This is a genomic window from Sphingobium sp. WCS2017Hpa-17 (genome assembly GCF_031843765.1).
In the GTDB taxonomy this organism is placed as follows: Bacteria; Pseudomonadota; Alphaproteobacteria; order Sphingomonadales; family Sphingomonadaceae; genus Sphingobium.
Genome location: NZ_JAVTIV010000001.1, coordinates 788529 through 805122, shown reverse-complemented (window position 1 = coordinate 805122; position 16594 = coordinate 788529). Strand labels below are relative to the sequence as shown.

General features: G+C 63.0%; 15 protein-coding genes. 10 read left to right on the top strand and 5 right to left on the bottom strand.

Annotation, left to right across the window (positions count from 1 at the left end):
- The 6 genes from rpoD (at window position 1) to RQH62_RS03810 (ending at window position 7530) form a co-directional block, all read left to right on the top strand.
- Window positions 1-2046, top strand: a complete 2046-nt coding sequence (rpoD, locus tag RQH62_RS03835; RefSeq protein ID WP_311267385.1) for an RNA polymerase sigma factor RpoD — start codon at window positions 1-3, stop codon at window positions 2044-2046.
- Window positions 2047-2201: 155 nt separating this feature from the next.
- Entirely contained in the window at window positions 2202-2882 is a 681-nt protein-coding gene (locus tag RQH62_RS03830) for a DUF6975 family protein (protein ID WP_311267384.1), read from the top strand.
- 76 nt (window positions 2883-2958) lie between these two features.
- The gene (locus RQH62_RS03825; RefSeq protein WP_311267528.1) at window positions 2959-3804 is read left to right on the top strand and encodes a MoxR family ATPase; all 846 of its coding nucleotides are present in this window, start codon (window positions 2959-2961) and stop codon (window positions 3802-3804) included.
- 152 nt (window positions 3805-3956) lie between these two features.
- Window positions 3957-5969 (top strand): M3 family metallopeptidase, encoded by a 2013-nt coding sequence (locus tag RQH62_RS03820; RefSeq protein WP_311267383.1) that lies wholly within the window; start codon window positions 3957-3959, stop codon window positions 5967-5969.
- Window positions 5970-5992: 23 nt separating this feature from the next.
- Window positions 5993-6406, top strand: coding sequence for a GFA family protein (locus RQH62_RS03815; protein WP_311267382.1), 414 nt, complete (start codon window positions 5993-5995; stop codon window positions 6404-6406).
- Window positions 6407-6498: 92 nt separating this feature from the next.
- Window positions 6499-7530 carry a hypothetical protein gene (locus RQH62_RS03810; RefSeq protein WP_311267527.1) on the top strand — a complete coding sequence of 344 codons (1032 nt, stop codon included), beginning with the start codon at window positions 6499-6501 and terminating at the stop codon, window positions 7528-7530.
- A gap of 31 nt (window positions 7531-7561) precedes the next feature.
- Here the strand turns inward: RQH62_RS03810 and RQH62_RS03805 are convergent, their stop codons facing one another.
- Window positions 7562-8029, bottom strand: coding sequence for a hypothetical protein (locus tag RQH62_RS03805; protein ID WP_311267381.1), 468 nt, complete (start codon window positions 8027-8029; stop codon window positions 7562-7564).
- Between the two features lie 111 nt (window positions 8030-8140).
- The gene (locus RQH62_RS03800) at window positions 8141-9505 is read right to left on the bottom strand and encodes a methyl-accepting chemotaxis protein (RefSeq protein WP_311267380.1); all 1365 of its coding nucleotides are present in this window, start codon (window positions 9503-9505) and stop codon (window positions 8141-8143) included.
- 145 nt (window positions 9506-9650) lie between these two features.
- On the opposite strand from RQH62_RS03800, the gene RQH62_RS03795 reads away from it, so the two are divergent.
- Together RQH62_RS03795 and RQH62_RS03790 are read left to right on the top strand one after the other, a co-directional pair.
- Window positions 9651-10826, top strand: a complete 1176-nt coding sequence (locus RQH62_RS03795) for a VWA domain-containing protein (protein WP_311267379.1) — start codon at window positions 9651-9653, stop codon at window positions 10824-10826.
- A gap of 58 nt (window positions 10827-10884) precedes the next feature.
- Window positions 10885-11418, top strand: coding sequence for a hypothetical protein (locus RQH62_RS03790; protein ID WP_311267378.1), 534 nt, complete (start codon window positions 10885-10887; stop codon window positions 11416-11418).
- A 191-nt stretch (window positions 11419-11609) separates the two neighbouring features.
- Here the strand turns inward: RQH62_RS03790 and RQH62_RS03785 are convergent, their stop codons facing one another.
- Both RQH62_RS03785 and RQH62_RS03780 read right to left on the bottom strand, forming a co-directional pair.
- Complete coding sequence (locus tag RQH62_RS03785) at window positions 11610-12695, bottom strand: anhydro-N-acetylmuramic acid kinase (RefSeq protein WP_311267526.1); 1086 nt, start codon at window positions 12693-12695, stop codon at window positions 11610-11612.
- A 96-nt stretch (window positions 12696-12791) separates the two neighbouring features.
- Entirely contained in the window at window positions 12792-13586 is a 795-nt protein-coding gene (locus RQH62_RS03780) for a prephenate dehydrogenase (protein WP_311267377.1), read from the bottom strand.
- Between the two features lie 241 nt (window positions 13587-13827).
- Here RQH62_RS03780 and tyrS point away from each other — a divergent pair, with 241 nt between their 5' ends.
- Window positions 13828-15045: a tyrosine--tRNA ligase gene (gene tyrS / locus RQH62_RS03775; RefSeq protein ID WP_311267376.1), complete on the top strand. Its 1218-nt coding sequence runs from the start codon at window positions 13828-13830 to the stop codon at window positions 15043-15045.
- A gap of 86 nt (window positions 15046-15131) precedes the next feature.
- Window positions 15132-15482 carry a PilZ domain-containing protein gene (locus RQH62_RS03770; protein ID WP_311267375.1) on the top strand — a complete coding sequence of 117 codons (351 nt, stop codon included), beginning with the start codon at window positions 15132-15134 and terminating at the stop codon, window positions 15480-15482.
- Here RQH62_RS03770 and RQH62_RS03765 read toward each other — a convergent pair.
- The gene (locus RQH62_RS03765; protein WP_311267374.1) at window positions 15454-16545 is read right to left on the bottom strand and encodes a mechanosensitive ion channel family protein; all 1092 of its coding nucleotides are present in this window, start codon (window positions 16543-16545) and stop codon (window positions 15454-15456) included. The genes RQH62_RS03770 and RQH62_RS03765 overlap by 29 nt on opposite strands.
- Between the last annotated feature and the right edge of the window lie 49 nt (window positions 16546-16594).

The following is a 16594-nucleotide window of genomic DNA, read 5'->3' as shown; positions in this document are numbered from 1 at the left end:
ATGGCGACCAAGGCGAACAGCAAAAATGGTGGAGCAGGTGATGGAGAGGAAGGTGGCGATGCGCCCCTGCTCGATCTCAACGAAGCCTCCGTCAAGAAGCTGATCGCCCGCGCGAAGAAGCGCGGCTACATCACCTATGACGAACTGAACGACGCCCTGCCGCAGGACCAGATGTCCTCCGAGCAGATCGAGGATATCATGGCCGCCCTCAATGAGATGGGCGTCAATATCGTCGAAAATGAGGAAGCGAGCGAAGACGGCGACGAGCAGCGCGAGCGTGAGGACGCCGAGGACGCCGAAGATGATTCGAGCGACGATGACGGGCCGAAGCTCGTCACCGAAAAGAAGAAGGAAACGGTCGATCGCACCGACGATCCCGTTCGCATGTATCTGCGCGAAATGGGCGCGGTGGAACTGCTCAGCCGTGAAGGCGAAATCGCCATCGCCAAGCGGATCGAGGCTGGCCGCGACACGATGATCCTGGGTCTGTGCGAAAGCCCGACCACCTTCAACGCCATTATCGAATGGTCGACCGCCCTCAACAACGGCGAAATGCAGCTGCGCGAGATTCTCGATCTCGACGCCATGCTGTCCAAAGACCCTGCCCCGGAAAGCCTGGAAGAAGGCGCCGAGGATGACGACGGCGAGATCAGCGAAAAGACCGCCGGCCCCAGCTTCAAGGAAGAGGAAGAGCCGGAGGAGGAATCCGCCGACGCTGACGAGGATGAGGACGGCGCCCCCCGCGCCCGCCGCAACGAGGAAGAAGAGGAAGAGGATAACACCCTTTCCCTCGCCCAGATGGAAGAGACACTCAAGCCGATGGCACTTGAGAAGTTCGCTACCATCACCGAAATCTTCCGTGCCTTCTCCGCCTCGCAGGAAGCGCGCATGGTCGCGATGGCCAATGGCGACAGCCTGAGCCAGAAGGCCGAAGACACGTATCACGAACTGCGCGAACAACTGACCGCCGAGGTCGAGAGCGTCCAGTTCCACCAGCAGAAGATCGAATATCTCGTCGATCAGCTGTACGCCTATAATCGCCGCCTGACTGCGCTGGGCGGCCAGATGCTGCGTCTGGCCGAGCGCCACAAGGTCAGCCGCAAGGACTTCCTCGACCGCTATGTGAACCATGAACTGGACGACGCCTGGCTGGAAAAAGTGCAGGGCCTCGACAAGAAATGGGCCGCCTTTGCCGCTGCCGAAGGGCGCGCCGTCGATCGCATCCGCAACGAAGTGAGCGAAATCGCGCAGGCGACCGGCATGTCCCTGTCCGAATTCCGCCGCATCGTGAACATGGTGCAGAAGGGCGAACGTGAAGCGCGCATCGCCAAGAAGGAAATGGTGGAGGCGAACCTGCGCCTCGTCATCTCCATCGCCAAGAAATACACCAATCGCGGCCTGCAATTCCTCGACCTTATTCAGGAAGGCAATATCGGCCTGATGAAGGCGGTGGATAAGTTCGAATATCGTCGCGGCTATAAGTTCAGCACCTATGCGACCTGGTGGATCAGGCAGGCGATCACCCGTTCGATCGCCGATCAGGCGCGCACCATCCGCATCCCGGTCCACATGATCGAGACGATCAACAAGCTGGTCCGCACCAGCCGCCAGTTCCTGCACGAGCAGGGCCGCGAACCGACCCCGGAGGAGATGGCCGAGCGCCTTTCCATGCCGCTGGAGAAGGTGCGCAAGGTGATGAAGATCGCCAAGGAGCCGATCTCCCTCGAAACGCCGATCGGCGACGAGGAAGACAGCCATCTGGGCGACTTCATCGAAGACAAGAACGCGATCATCCCGGTCGATGCCGCGATTCAGGCGAACCTGAAGGAAACCGTCACCCGCGTCCTCGCCAGCCTGACCCCGCGCGAGGAACGCGTGCTGCGCATGCGTTTCGGCATCGGCATGAACACCGATCATACCCTTGAGGAAGTCGGCCAGCAGTTCAGCGTGACCCGCGAACGTATCCGCCAGATCGAAGCGAAGGCGCTGCGCAAGCTCAAGCATCCGTCGCGCAGCCGCAAGATGCGGTCGTTCCTCGACCAGTAAAATTAAAATGCACCGGTAAATTTAAATTAACCATTCTTGACGGAAAAGGGCGGCTTTCAGGGTCGCCCTTTCTGATTCCGTAAACCGGACGTTTACTCCGCCAGACTATGCCTGTGGTCACAGCCCGCACCTGCGGGACCAACAGGGATGAGAGCATGAGCGAAGCGGCACCCCGCTACCAATTTGGCGACATAGCGCGAATCCTGGAAGCGCTGGTCGCTGCCGATGGCACGGCTGCCCATCCCTACGCCAATCGCGCCGCCGCCGGCGTGGCTCGCGATACGCTGCTCTCGCTGTCCGATCTGGCCGACGGCGCTTATTATCTCTGCATGCTCCATGGTCGCCACCCCGGCGTGATCGATCATGCCGCCACCCGCTCCGCCGACAATGCCGCCCGCCAATGGCTGATCGCGGCGGGCGACGCCTTTGCCCGTGAACGCGCGTACCTCACGCAAGTGACCGTCGCCGTCGGCCCCGCGCCCAGCACGGCAGGTCAGGCCGATTGCGAAACCGCCGTCAGCCAGCAACGCCATGCGCTCGACATGCTGGCCCAGTCGGACCGGCGCGGCTGCGCCATGGGCGCGGCGATGGCGCTGGTGCTCGACTGGCGCGCCGTGCGTCATGTGCTGGATCAGGCCGCGCTGCGTGTCGGCCTTGAACCCCATCCCTGCGCCCTGCCCGAACGCGCCGCCACGCTGGACGTCGCCCGCGCCATCGGTGGCGATGACGGCATCGACCGCGCCATCCAGTTCGGCGCGCGCCAGCTTTTGAACCAGCATCGCGGCCTGTGGGATCTGCTCGCCGCCCGCGCCGACGTCCGCGCCAAGAGCGCCTGAGCGCCCCTTTACCGATTGCACCCGCCTGCCGCATTGCCTAGTCCGGTTGTCATCGACAACTGAATGGGATGGGATGATGCGCTTTGAAGGCACGCAGGACTATGTCGCCACCGACGATCTGAAGGTCGCGGTCAACGCCGCGGTGCTGCTGCGCCGTCCCTTGCTGGTGAAGGGCGAACCGGGCACCGGCAAGACCGTCCTCGCCCAGGAAATCGCCAAAGCGCTGGACGCTCCCCTCATCGAATGGAACGTCAAGTCCACGACCAAAGCCCATCAGGGCCTCTATGAATATGACGCCGTCGCCCGCCTGCGCGACGGCCAACTCGGCGACGAGCGGGTCCATGACATCGCCAACTATATCCGTAAGGGCAAGTTGTGGGAGGCGTTCACCGCCCCCAAACTCCCCGTCCTGCTGATCGACGAGATCGACAAGGCCGACATCGAATTTCCCAACGACCTGTTGCAGGAACTCGATCGCATGGCCTTCCATGTCTATGAGACGGGCGAGACGATCGCGGCGGCCGAGCGCCCGGTTGTCGTCATCACCTCGAACAATGAAAAGGAACTGCCCGACGCCTTCCTGCGCCGCTGCTTCTTCCATTATATCAAATTCCCGGACCGCGACACGATGCAGGCCATCGTCGATGTCCATTTCCCCGGCATCCAGAAGATACTGGTCGGCAAGGCGATGGATATTTTCTACGAGATCCGCGACGTCCCCGGCCTCAAGAAAAAGCCCAGCACGTCCGAACTGCTCGACTGGCTGAAACTGCTGCTGAACGAGGATATGCCGCTCGACGTCCTCCAGAACAGCGACCCGACCAAGGCGATCCCGCCCCTCCATGGCGCGCTGCTCAAGAATGAGCAGGATATCATGCTGTTCGAACGCCTCGCCTTTATGGCGCGGCGGCAGGGGCGATAAGCCGCCAAATATATATCTGGTTCCTGCACCCGGCGCGCAATGAACAGCAAAGATTGATCAAGTCAGCATGATGGCAGGCAAGTAACATGACTGCGCTTGCGAAGCCTGCTTATCTTTGCCAGTCTCCCGCCATCATAACATCGGGGGGTATCATGTCTGTCCTGTCTCGCTTGCCGCTCCTGTCTCTTCTGCTGAGCGGCACGGCTCTGGCCGCGCCGGTTACCACGCCGACCGCCGCTGATGTGCATGGCCTGCTCGATCCCCTGCCCCTGACCCTGGCCGATCCCGCCGCCGTGGAAAACCGTTGCACCGCCACCTTCACGCTGGCGACAAAGGCCAAGACGGCGCTGGAAGCCCGCACCGGCGCGGCCGCGATCGCCACCGACTTTACCGCCTATGACCGGCTGGCGCTGATCCTGTCGGACGGCTCCAGCGAAATGTATCTGATTTCGGAAACCAACCCGGACGAGAAAATCCGCGCTGCCGCCGAAGCCTGCGTCCAGAAACTCGCCTCGCTGGTCACCGACGTCTCCCTGTCCCGCCCGATCTACGACCGCCTGTCCGCGATCCCGACCAAGGGACTGGATACGAAGACCGCCTATGCGCTGAACAAACAACTGGTCAGCTATCGCCTCGCCGGCGTTGACAAGGATGCAGCGACTCGCGCCAAGGTGACGCAACTCCAGAAGGAGATCGTCGAAACCGGCCTGCTCTTCGCCAAGAATATCCGCGACGACAAGGGCGACATCGTCCTCAAGCCCGAAGAGTTGAAGGGCCTGCCGCAGGATTATATCGACGCGCACAAGCCCGGCACCGATGGCCTCGTCCATATAAGCTATGATTATCCCGACATCATGCCCGTCAATGATTTCGCCGCGATCCGCGACACCCGGCGCAAAGTATCGGTCGCCTTCCGCAATCGCGGCTGGCCGGCGAACGAAACCGTGCTGAAGACGCTGCTCCAGAAACGCCATGATCTGGCGACGCTGCTCGGCCTGCCCGACTATGCGACGCTGATCACCGCCGACAAGATGATCGGCAATCCGACCCGCGCCGCCGCCTTCCTCGACGATGTCAATGCAGCAGCGAAACCAGGCGCGACTAAGGATTATGACGAACTCTTCGCCTTCGCCAAAACGGTCGATCCCAGCATCGACCGGCTGGAAGGCTGGGATAATGCCTATATGCAGAACCTCCTGCGCAAGCAGAAATATGCCGTCGACGCCGAAGTCGTCCGCCAATATTTCACCTATGACAAGGCGCGGCAGGGCATCTTCAAACTGGTCGGCGACCTGTTCGGCGCGGACATCCGCCCATGGAACACGCCGGTCTGGGACAAGAGCGTCACTGCCTGGGAACTGTACGATCAGGGCAAGCTGATCGGCCGCTTCTACCTCGACATGCACCCGCGCAAGGGCAAGTATAACCATGCCGCGCAATTCCCGATCCGCACCGGCGTCACCGGGCAGCAGGTGCCGGTCGGCGCGCTCATCTGCAACTTCCCCGGCAGCGGCCCGATGGATCATGACGACGTCACGACCTTCCTCCACGAATTCGGCCATCTGATCCACAGCCTCTATTCCGGCAAGCAGACCTACAGCCTTCAGTCGATGGGCAATCTGCAATGGGACTTCATCGAAGCGCCCTCGCAACTGCTGGAGGAATGGACCTGGGATTATGACACCCTCAAGGGCTTCGCCTCCAACGCGCAGGGCCAGCCCATCCCCGAAGAGCTGGTGAAGAAGATGAACGCCGGCCGCCAGTTCGGCGAAGCGGTTCGGTGGAAGGGGCAGCTCGCCTATTCGGCCGTGTCGCTCAACTTCTACAATCGCGCGCCCGATTTCGACCTGGCGACCATGTATGACACGCAGATCAGCCGTTACTCCATGTTCCCGGCCGTCCCGAACACGCACAGCTATGCCAGCTTCGGCCATCTGGATGGCTATTCGGCGATCTATTATACCTATGTCTGGTCCAAGGCGATCGCGCTCGACCTGTTCACCCGCTTCAAGGCGGATGGCATCCGGGACAAGGCCACCGCCATGCAGTACCGCAAGCAGGTGTTGGAGCCGGGCGGTTCGGTCGACGCCAACGCGCTGATCCAGAATTTCCTGGGCCGCCCGCTCAGCCTGGACGCCTTCAAGGATGAACTGGCGGGCAAATAAGGCCCGCCCAACGGGAACAGACCATGCCTCACTCCGCTGGCTGCCTCTGCGGCGCCGTCCGCATCACGATCGACGCCGAAGCGCTTGCCGCCCGCATGTGCTGGTGCCGCCTCTGCCAATATCTGGGCGGCGGCTCCGGCACGGTGAATATCTGCTTCCCCAGCGAACATGTGACGACGACCGGCGAAGTCCGCTGGCATGACAGTGTCGCCGACAGCGGCAACGCCATGAAGCGCGGTTTCTGCCCCACCTGCGGCACGCCGCTGTTCAGTCTGGCCGAATCGCGCCCGCATCTGACCTTCATTCGCGCCGGCGCGCTGGACGATCCTGCGCTGATCGGCCCGCAGGCGGTGATATGGACCGGCGCAGCGCCGGACTGGGCGCATCACGACCCGGACCTGCCCCATTATCCCGCGCAAATCCCGCCCGTCGCCTGATTTAGGCTCTTGCGCCCCCCGGTTTAGTCTGTAGCCTCCCTGTCATAGTTCAAGGCCGCGCCAAGACGGTCTGGATCTGGAGAGGGATGCTGATGCCCAAATGCGCCCGGAGTCTCATTACCGCTTTTCTGTCGGCGACGGCCCTCTGCCTCGCCGTCCCCTCGCTCGCGCAGGCCGCAGACGGCGAAGCCTGGACACCGACGCAGGACGCCATTCGCGCCGACGCCGCCGGCATCAGCCTGCCCCAGACCGTCGCCGGCCTGTCCCTCGCCAAGAGCGGCGAAGCCTCCAATGGCGGCCGCGCCGTCGACAATTATGCGCAATATCTGTCGGAGGATGGTGCCGTTCAGGCGACCCTCTACGTCTATCTGCCCACTTATGCCGACGCTTCGCTCGCCGCTTATATGACCGACAAAGCGGTGATGGAGCGGTTCGGCGCCAAGACCCGCCGCACCGCCTATGCCAGCGCCCCTGCCGCCGGCCGGGCGGACAGCGCGATCCGCGCAGTCTATGACGACGCAGCCGACGGTGCGTTGACGACGGCGGCGGGCTTCATCCATGCCGGGCGCTGGATTGTGAAGATCCGCATCACCGGCCCCACCGAGCGCCGCGCCGAAGTGCTGAAGGGCCTCGACGGCATGCTCGCCGGCCTGACGGTGGACGATCCCGCCAGCCTGCATGCCACCGCGCCGGCCAGCTTCGCCGCCTGCCCCGCCGCGCCCACGGCGGACGCCCGTCTGACCCCGGCCAAGCCCGCCGAACAGGCAGTACCGCAGGACGTTCTCATCCCCCGCGATGGCAAGGATGCGCTGTGCATCCGCGGCACCGTGACCACGGCCGAAGGCAGCTACGACATGCTGCAACAGGTCGGTCGCAGCGACGGCGCGATCATCGTGCCGGTCGATGACAGCGGCACCGTCCTCGCCTTCGACCCCGCCACCGATGCGCCGGGTTACAAGCTGTCGATCCATATGGTCGGCCAGACCGACCTCTACGGCCTGTACGACCGCGTCCCCAACCCGCACCAGATCGCCGCGATCCTGGACGGCAAAGACCCCCAGACCGCCCAAGCCGCCGCCGTCGCCACCTACGCCGCCAACGGGGACGTGACGCTCAGCCGGTAAGGCGTCGTTGGGTGGATTGCGGACTGTCGGCTTAACTACCCATTCCGAGCATTTCCTGCCGTTCGTCTTCGGTGCAGAGCGCGATAATGGCAAGACTATGCTGTTTTTTCGCATGGGCGATTACAGCGATTAAACTGCGAACCAAAGGATCATCGTTAGCTGAGCTAAGGTCACGCAAGGCAACCGGCAGCAGGCTCACCCAAGCCTGCGCGTAACCGTCATCCAATTCCATTGGCATCGAAGGACTGTCCGAACCAAGTCGTGCCTCTTCGATTGAAGCGATCAATGCGTATGAGTTCCAATCAGGTTGATCAGATGCCTCTATCAGGTGAACCAGTTCCGGCACCGCACGATATGAGGCCGTCCCGATAGTCCCCTGATGGAATAGCCGCTCCCACAACTCCCTAATTGCTACTTCGGCATCACTTTCAAGCCAAGCCCTGATGGCTGGGCAGGGATCATAAGGATTTTGGTAAGCATCGAGCCATTCGCTTTTCATAGTGGCAGATTATGTCGATATCAGTCGCGCTGAGCAATGGCCGGTTTGGGTCACACTTTATCTGCGGTCTAACGGCAACTTCTGGTCGTTTTCAGCCTTATTCCCCAACCCTCAAATCAAATAGCCCACCTCATAAAGCCCCCACTTCCGTCCGCCGAACAGCAGCGGCACGAACACGCTGCGCAGCGCGCGATAGCGGCCTTCGCCCAGATCCTGCCGATAGGTGAACAGGAAGAAGTCGCCTTCCTCCTGCAAGGCCCGCCGCGTCTGGCTGTCCATGAAGATTTGCCGGTTGCGTGCATGTTCCATGTTCCAGTCCGACAGGCCCGGCCGCTGCGGCTGGCTGCGCGTGCTGATATGGGTCGGCAGATAGCCGTTCATGTCGAGCAGGCAGCACCCCACGATCGCGCTGTCCTCGCTCGTCCGCCGGTCCAGCACCGGCCGCACCCGGCTGTCGGCAAAGGCGGTGAAGCCGTTCAGATATTGGGTCGGGCCTGATCCCGGCACCGCGCGATAATCCGTATCGAACAACGCCTCCAGACTGATCTCCCCCGCCCGCACAGCCTCCTCGATCAGTGCGCTCACCTCTTCCGCGCCATCCTCGGCCAGCGCGATATAGCGGCTGTTGCGCGTCTTCTGCGGGCCATGCGCGGCCGTGTTCAGCATCGCATTGGCCATGCCCTCCAGCCCCTCCAGCTGCTCGCGGGCGACATCGACCCGCAAGGCACTGTCGCTGGCCGACCGGCCGAACGTCGCCAGCCCATGCCGCAACGCGCTGACATCCCCATCGGCGGCATCGGTGCAAGTCACGATCGCCTCCGACCGCTCGCCAAATTGCGTCACCAGCGACGCGATCTCCGCCATGCTCAGGCGCAACTGGTCGATATGCGTACCCACGCCACGGCCCCGCACGATATTCGCCTCGACGCCCCCGATCAGCGCCCGCGCATCGCGATCCAGCTGGCCCAGCTTGTCTCCGACCGAAGCGGCGGACTCCCCTGCCTGCCCCGCCAGCCGCCGGATTTCATCGGCCACCACCGCAAAGCCCTGCGTCGCCGCGCCACCCCGCGCCGCTTCGATCGCGGCGTTCACGCCCAGAAGCCGCGTCTGCCGCGCAATCGCGCCCAGTTCATCGCTGATGTCGCCCACTGCCTCGATCACGGTCAGGAACTGGCGCAAATGGCCTTCCAGCCCGGTGACATGCTCGACCAGCCCCGCCACCTCGCCCAGCGACAGACCGATCACATCATGCCCGTCGGCGATGATCCGTCCGGCGCGCCGCGCGGTCAGGCTCAGTTCCTGCGCGGCGGCGACGCTTTCATTCTGGCTCGCCGCCAGCGTGGCCATATTGGCCTGAAGATCGGCCAGATGCACCGAATCGCCCTGGATGCGGCGGTTCAGTTCGCTCAGATATCCAGCCGTCTCGCTGCACTGCAATGCGATGTCGCCTGACCGTTCCCCCAGGTCAGCCAACAAGTCCCTGTTTTCCAAGTGCGCCCCGCCAAATCTATTATGTCTGGATGATGACGGATTAACCATGCACTGCAACACTTAATATTCGGACAATCCCCGATCGCCGCGACAGCTTGCATCCCGGCCCTTGCTGGCCGACAAGCAATTCATGCTACTCAACTTCCTCGACGCCCTCCGCGCCGCCGGCATCAATGCCAGCATCAAGGAGCATCTGCTGCTGCTGGAGGCGCTGGACCGCGACGTCATCGCCCGCCGGCCGGAGGATTTCTACTATCTCGCCCGCGCCACCTATGTGAAGGATGAAGGGCTGCTCGACCGCTTCGATCAGGTTTTCGCGCGGGTATTCAAGGGCGTGCTGAGCCAGGATGGCGTCGAAGCCGACATCCCTGAAGAATGGCTGCGCCTCATCGCCGAAAAATATCTCAGCCCGGAGGATATGGAGAAGATCAAGTCGCTGGGCGACTGGGACGAGATCATGAAGACGCTGAAAGAACGGCTGGAGGAGCAGAAGGAGCGGCATCAGGGCGGCAACAAGTGGATCGGCACCGGCGGCACCTCCCCCTTCGGCCATGGCGGCTATAATCCGGAAGGGGTGCGCATCGGCGGCGAAAGCCGGCACAAACGCGCCATCAAGGTCTGGGAAAAGCGCGAATTTGCCAATCTCGACAGCACGAAACAACTCGGCACCCGCAACATCAAGGTCGCGCTGCGCCGCCTGCGCCGCTTCGCGCGGGAAGGCGCGGCGGACGAGCTCGACCTCGATGAAACCGTTCGCGGCACCGCGCGGCAGGGCTGGCTCGACATCCGCATGCGGCCGGAGCGGCATAATGCGGTCAAGCTGCTGCTCTTCCTCGACGTCGGCGGCTCAATGGACCCGTTCATCACGCTGTGCGAGGAGCTGTTTTCCGCCGCCACCGGCGAATTCAAGAATATGGAATTTTTCTACTTCCATAACTGCCTGTACGAAGGCGTGTGGAAGGATAATCGCCGCCGCTTTTCGGAACGCATTCCGACATGGGATATCCTCCACAAATATGGCCATGACTATAAGCTGATCTTCGTCGGCGACGCGGCGATGAGTCCCTATGAGATCAGCCATCCCGGCGGATCGGTCGAACATATGAATGAGGAAGCCGGCGCTGTCTGGCTCGATCGCATCACCCGCACCTATCCCGCCGCCGTCTGGCTCAACCCCGCATCGCAGGCCCATTGGGGCTATAGCCAGTCGACGAAAATCATCCGCGACCTGATGAACGATCGCATGTATCCCCTGACGATCGAGGGCATAGACGCCGCCATGCGGGAATTGACGCGCAAGCGCTAGCGGCTTGGCGTTCAACGACTTATATCCCGCCGGACCCTTTATCTGGAGAAAGTTCGCCATGTTCACCCGATGGCCGATCATCGCGCTCATGGCGCTGGCGCCAGCCCTCTCGCTCGCCGCCACGCCGCCTTCGGAAGGCACGATGGCGGTCGACGCGAAAGAGATCGACGCCGGACAGGATCTTTTCCGCGACGCCGCCGCCAGCGCCTTGGCGGACAAGGGCTTCACGTTGCTGGACGGCGCAGGCCATGCCGCCTTCAGGATGGAACTGGCGGTTTCGGTGACGGAGGTCGGGACCGTGGACGCAAAAGTCGCCACCACCGGCCCGAAGGTCCAGAATGGCGGCCTGATGAACGGCGTCGGATCGGCGGTCAAGATCGCGGTACCCACAGGTAAGTCCCGCAATGTGGCGTTGGAGCGCACGCAACTCGACATGACACTGCGCAAGCGTGGCGAGACGGACATACTGTGGCGCGGGTCCGCCGTAACGGTCCGCAATTCCGCGACGCCGGGCAACATCGCGGCCGACCTGTCCAACGCGCTACTGCGCCAATATCCGGTTCAGTCCGAAGGGGTCATCGGCGTGCCGTGAGCGCCACTTATGTCAGAACCTATCCTTTTCGTTCTCCGGCGCCGGTCGGGGAACGCCTCTTACAAACCGGCCTGATGATTCCCAGGCGCTTCTGTCCTACATCCCACCAAGCTGCTATCATGCGGCTGGGTCTTTTCGATAGGATCGGTACGGCGTAATAAAATGTCGATATCTGCGGGAAATGTGCGAAGTTAAGCCCGGAACAGAACCCCGCCGGTCATCGGCGTCGGCGCCCCGGTCGTCCCCGGAAAGCTGATCGGCAATCCTTTCAGATGCCGCACCGCCATATAGGCGAACCCCTGCGCCTCCAGCGCATCACCATCCCAGCCAAGCCCATCGACGCTCAGTATCTGCGCCCCGGTCCGTTCCGCCAGCATCGCCATCAGCGTATCATTATGCCGCCCGCCGCCCGCGACATGGATTTGCGCCGGTCGCTCCGGCAGATGCCCGATCGCCCGTGCCACCGCGGCCGCCGTGAACGCCGTCAGCGTTGCCGCCCCATCCGCCAGCGAAAGCCCCCGCACCGCTTCAATACTGAACTGCTCTCGATCGATGCTCTTGGGCGGCGGCACCGCGAACCACGGATCGGCCATCATCGCCGCCAGCCGGCCCTCATCCACCGTTCCCCGCGCAGCCGTGGCGCCGCCCGCGTCATAGGCGGCGTCCCCATGCGTCTGCATCCAGTTGTCGATCAGCCCGCTCGCCATGCCGGTGTCGCATGCGATCAGCGTCCCGTCCGCCCCGATGAAGGTGATGTTCGCCACCCCGCCCAGATTAAGGATCGCCGCCGGCTTGCTCAGCCCGTCGGCCAGCGCCCGGTGATAGACCGGCAGCAACGGCGCACCCTGCCCGCCCGCCGTGACATCGGCGCTGCGCAGGTCCGCCACAACCGGAATCCCGAACCCGCCGGCCAGCCCGGCGCCGTCGCCAATCTGCCAGGTCCATCCCCATTCCGGCCGATGCGCGACGGTATGGCCATGAAAGCCGATCACGCCCATATCTTCGGCCACGTGCCCGCTGCGCCCCAGCAGGTCCGCCACCGCCTGCACATGCCGCTCGGTCAGTTCCGCCTCGACCGACGCGATCAGCGGCTCGAAACCCGGCTTTTCCATCGCCATCGCCCGCTGGCACGCCTCGGCCAGCCGCAGCCGGAACCCGTCATCATATTCCATGGCATGGAACGCGACCGGCATGACCACGCCCTCGCCATCCGTCTCGATCAGCGCCGCGTCGATCCCGTCGCGCGATGTGCCGGACATCAGGCCGATGGCGAGCAGGGGGGCGTTGGTCACGGACGATCCTTATCAAAGCAGAGATGAACGGGATGACTTCCCCTCCCGTTCGCCCTGAGCCTGTCGAAGGGCCGTACTTCCTTATGAAAAGTGCTGGGCTTCGACAAGCTCAGCCCGAACCTTCGGAAGGGAAGGCGCCTCGCACTCCAGCCGCACCGCCTCCATCTCCGCAAAGAAACAGGCCCGCGCCTCCGCCGAGAATGGATTGGCCTGCTCGATCGCCCGGCTCACCCCCACCGCATCATGGCGCACCATCTCCACCGCCTGCCGCAACAGGTCGAAACTGCGCGTCGTGATCCGGTCGGGCAGATGCTCCATCCGCAGCATCGCCTTGGCGATCAGATGCGTCAGCCCCTGCGTAAAGGCTGCCTCGCGATCATGCTCCTCAGGCGTCGCGAACAGCACCACCAGCCCGAACGCCCTACGCAGAAAGGCCCCCACCTGCCGCGCCCTGCCGCCGCGCAACGGGCACAGCACGATCTTCAGCCCCGCCATCCCCTGCCCCACGCTCTGCGGCCCGAACAGCGGATGACTGGCGATCAGATCGACATGCGCCGGCAACTCTTCCCGCAATATCGCCGCCGGCTCGACCTTCACCGACCCCACGTCCATCACCAATGCGCCGGGTTTCAGCAACGGCGCAATCTCCCGGCAAACCGCCCGCATCGCCGCCACCGGCACCGCCAGTACAACGATGTCGCACCTGCTCACCTCCTCCAGCGATACCGCTTCGACACCCACCGGCATCTCCACCGCCCGCGCATCATGGGCCAGCACCGCAACATGCGCCGCCAGATACTCCGCCATCAACCGCCCGAAGGCGCCAAGGCCGATAATGCCCACCGAGGGCCGGACAGAAGGGGAAAACAGGATCACGCAAAGCCTCGCTTCTTTTGAAGAGAGCCGCGCAAATCGTTGGTCGGGGATTTTTCCGGATCAACCGCTGATTGGCGCAGCGGTTGAAAGGACGACAAGAAACCCACCGCTTATGTCAGCGGCGGTAATAGCTCCGGAACAGGATGACGTTTCTGGCCATGGCGCCGGGCTAAGCGCTTCATGCATCCAAGTCAACGCGCAGTCTTTTCGTCGCCCGGTCGCAATGCTACAGGCCCGCGCCATGAGCAATTATCAGTCCGATCTCCTGCGCCTGCTCGAAGCGCGCGGCTACATCCACCAGATGACCGATGCGGAGGGGCTCGACGCCCTTGCCGGCAAGCAGGTGGTGCCGGGCTATATCGGCTTCGATCCGACCGCGCCGTCGCTGCATGTCGGCCATCTGGTGTCGATCATGATGCTGCGCCAGTTGCAGAAGGCGGGGCATAAGCCGATCGTCCTGATGGGCGGCGGCACCGGCAAGATCGGCGATCCCAGCTTCAAGGACGAAGCGCGCAAGCTGCTGACGACCGATATCATCGCGGACAATGTCGCGAGCATCAAGCGCGTGTTCGAACGCTTCCTGACCTTCGGTGACGGCCCGACCGACGCGATCATGCTCGACAATGCCGAATGGCTGGACAAACTGGAATATATCCCGTTCCTGCGCGACATCGGCCAGCATTTCTCGGTGAACCGGATGCTCAGCTTCGATTCGGTGAAGATGCGTCTCGACCGCGAACAGTCGCTCAGCTTCCTCGAATTCAACTACATGATCCTTCAGGCTTACGACTTTCTGGAACTGTCGCGCCGCTCGGCCTGCCGCCTGCAAATGGGTGGCTCGGACCAGTGGGGCAATATCGTCAACGGCGTCGAACTCGCGCGCCGCGTCGACAGCACACAGGTATTCGGCCTCACCACGCCTTTGCTCACCAATGCCGACGGCACGAAGATGGGCAAGACCGTGGGCGGCGCCGTCTGGCTGAATGAAGATCAGCTCTCGCATTACGACTATTGGCAATTCTGGCGGAACACCGCCGACGCCGACGTCGCCAATCGCCTGCGCCTCTTCACCGACCTGCCGATGGACGAGGTGAACCGTCTCGCCGCGCTGGAAGGTGCGGAAATCAACGAGGCGAAGAAGATCCTCGCCAACGAAGCGACCGCGCTTTGCCGTGGCCTCGACGCCGCGCAGGCCTCGGCCGAAACCGCGCGCAAGACCTTCGAGGAAGGCGCGTCCGACGCCAACCTCCCGACCGTCAGCCTGGGGGCAGAAGGCCTGACCGTGGTGCAGGCCGTCACCGGCCTGGGCTTTGCGACGTCGAACAAGGAAGTGCGTCGCAAGCTGGGCGAAAATGCCATCAAGCTGAATGGCGAGGTCGTCACCGATCCCGCCGTCACCGTAAAGCCCGGCGACAAGCTCAGCTTCGGCGCGAAAAAGCACGGCCTGATCGTCGCCTGACCCCGCGAAAAGGGAAAGAGCGTTAGCCGGTGGTTAACGCTCTCTTTTGGTAAAGCGTCCATTTTCGCAGGCGTAAAGCGGGCAACATGTCCGTCTTCGCCAATCTCGGCCATGTGCTGCGCTCCCGCGACCCCGCGGTCGATCAGCGTCGCGCAAGCCGCGATCTGGTGGACATGCTCAGCCACATTACGACGGGAGGCCGCACCCATGGCATCCGCATCATCAATATCTCCGCACTCGGCCTGATGTGCCGCAGCGACAGCAGCTTCATGGCGCACGAACAGGTCAGCGTCTGGCTGCCAATCGTGAAGGATTATGCGGCCGAAATCCGCTGGGTGGAGGATGGCCGGCTCGGCATGGAGTTTCTGGAACCGATCACGCCGCAAATCTACGATGCGATGCTGGGGCTCATCCCGCCGCGCCGGACGGCATGGTGATTGCCGGGCTGGTAAAGCCCTCCTCCGTTTCCAGCTTCTGACGCCCGCGCACCAGCGCTTCGGGCATCTCCGTGCGCAGGAATGTCAGCATCGCCTCCCGCACCTCGCAGCGCAGGTCGAACGCGATCCCCGCATTGCGCGCCGACAGCAATCCGCGCAGCTCCAGCGCATCGGCGCGATGATCCGTCACTTGCAAGATCGCGACCCGTCCGTCCCAGCGCCCGTTCGCCTTCACCGCCTCGACAAAGCGCGTGCGTATCCGCTCGATATCGGCGGTCGGATCGACATAGAGGAACACGGTCCCCAGCAGGTCGGACGTCTTCGTCGTCCAGTTCTGGAACGGCTTCTCCAGAAAATAGGATACCGGCACCACCATCCGCCGATCGTCCCAGATGCGCACGATGACATAGGTCAGCTTGATCTCCTCGATCCGCCCCCATTCCCCTTCGATGATGACGACATCGTCCAGCCGGATCGGTTCGGAAAAGGCCATCTGGACGCCCGCAATCAGGTTCTTGAGCGCCGGCTGCGCCGCCGCGCCGACCGCCAGCGCCGCCAGACCCGCCGACGCCATCAGCGACACGCCGATCGTCCGCACGCCCGGAATCGCGATCAGCATCATCGCGATCACGAGGAACCCGACGATGCACTGGCAGATGCGATAGAGGATGCTGACTTTGGTCCGCCGCCGCCGCGCCTTCAGATTATCCTCGACACTGATGTCCGCGCGCACCTCCAGCATCGCCTTGCCGACGCGCATCAGCCGGAACACCAGCCAGCCGACCAGCAACGCAAAGATCATCCGCGCGCCGATCGACCAGACATCCTCTAGCCGATCGCCCAGTTCGACGGACTTGAGTCCCGCCCCCAGCGCCAGCAACACCACCAGCCATCGCGTCGGCTGATAGAGGGCGGGCAACAGCACCGGCTCCAGTTTCGAATGTTTCGCGATCCGCAGCGCAATCCAGTAAAGCGCCCAATGGATCAGGAAAGCGGCAGCCACCGAAATGGCGATCGACATCACCGCCATCGGCGTGATGTGGGTCAGGCTAATATCGGTCATGCGTTGGGCAACGCGACCATCCGCGATTTTGTTTCGCAGATGCGAGATG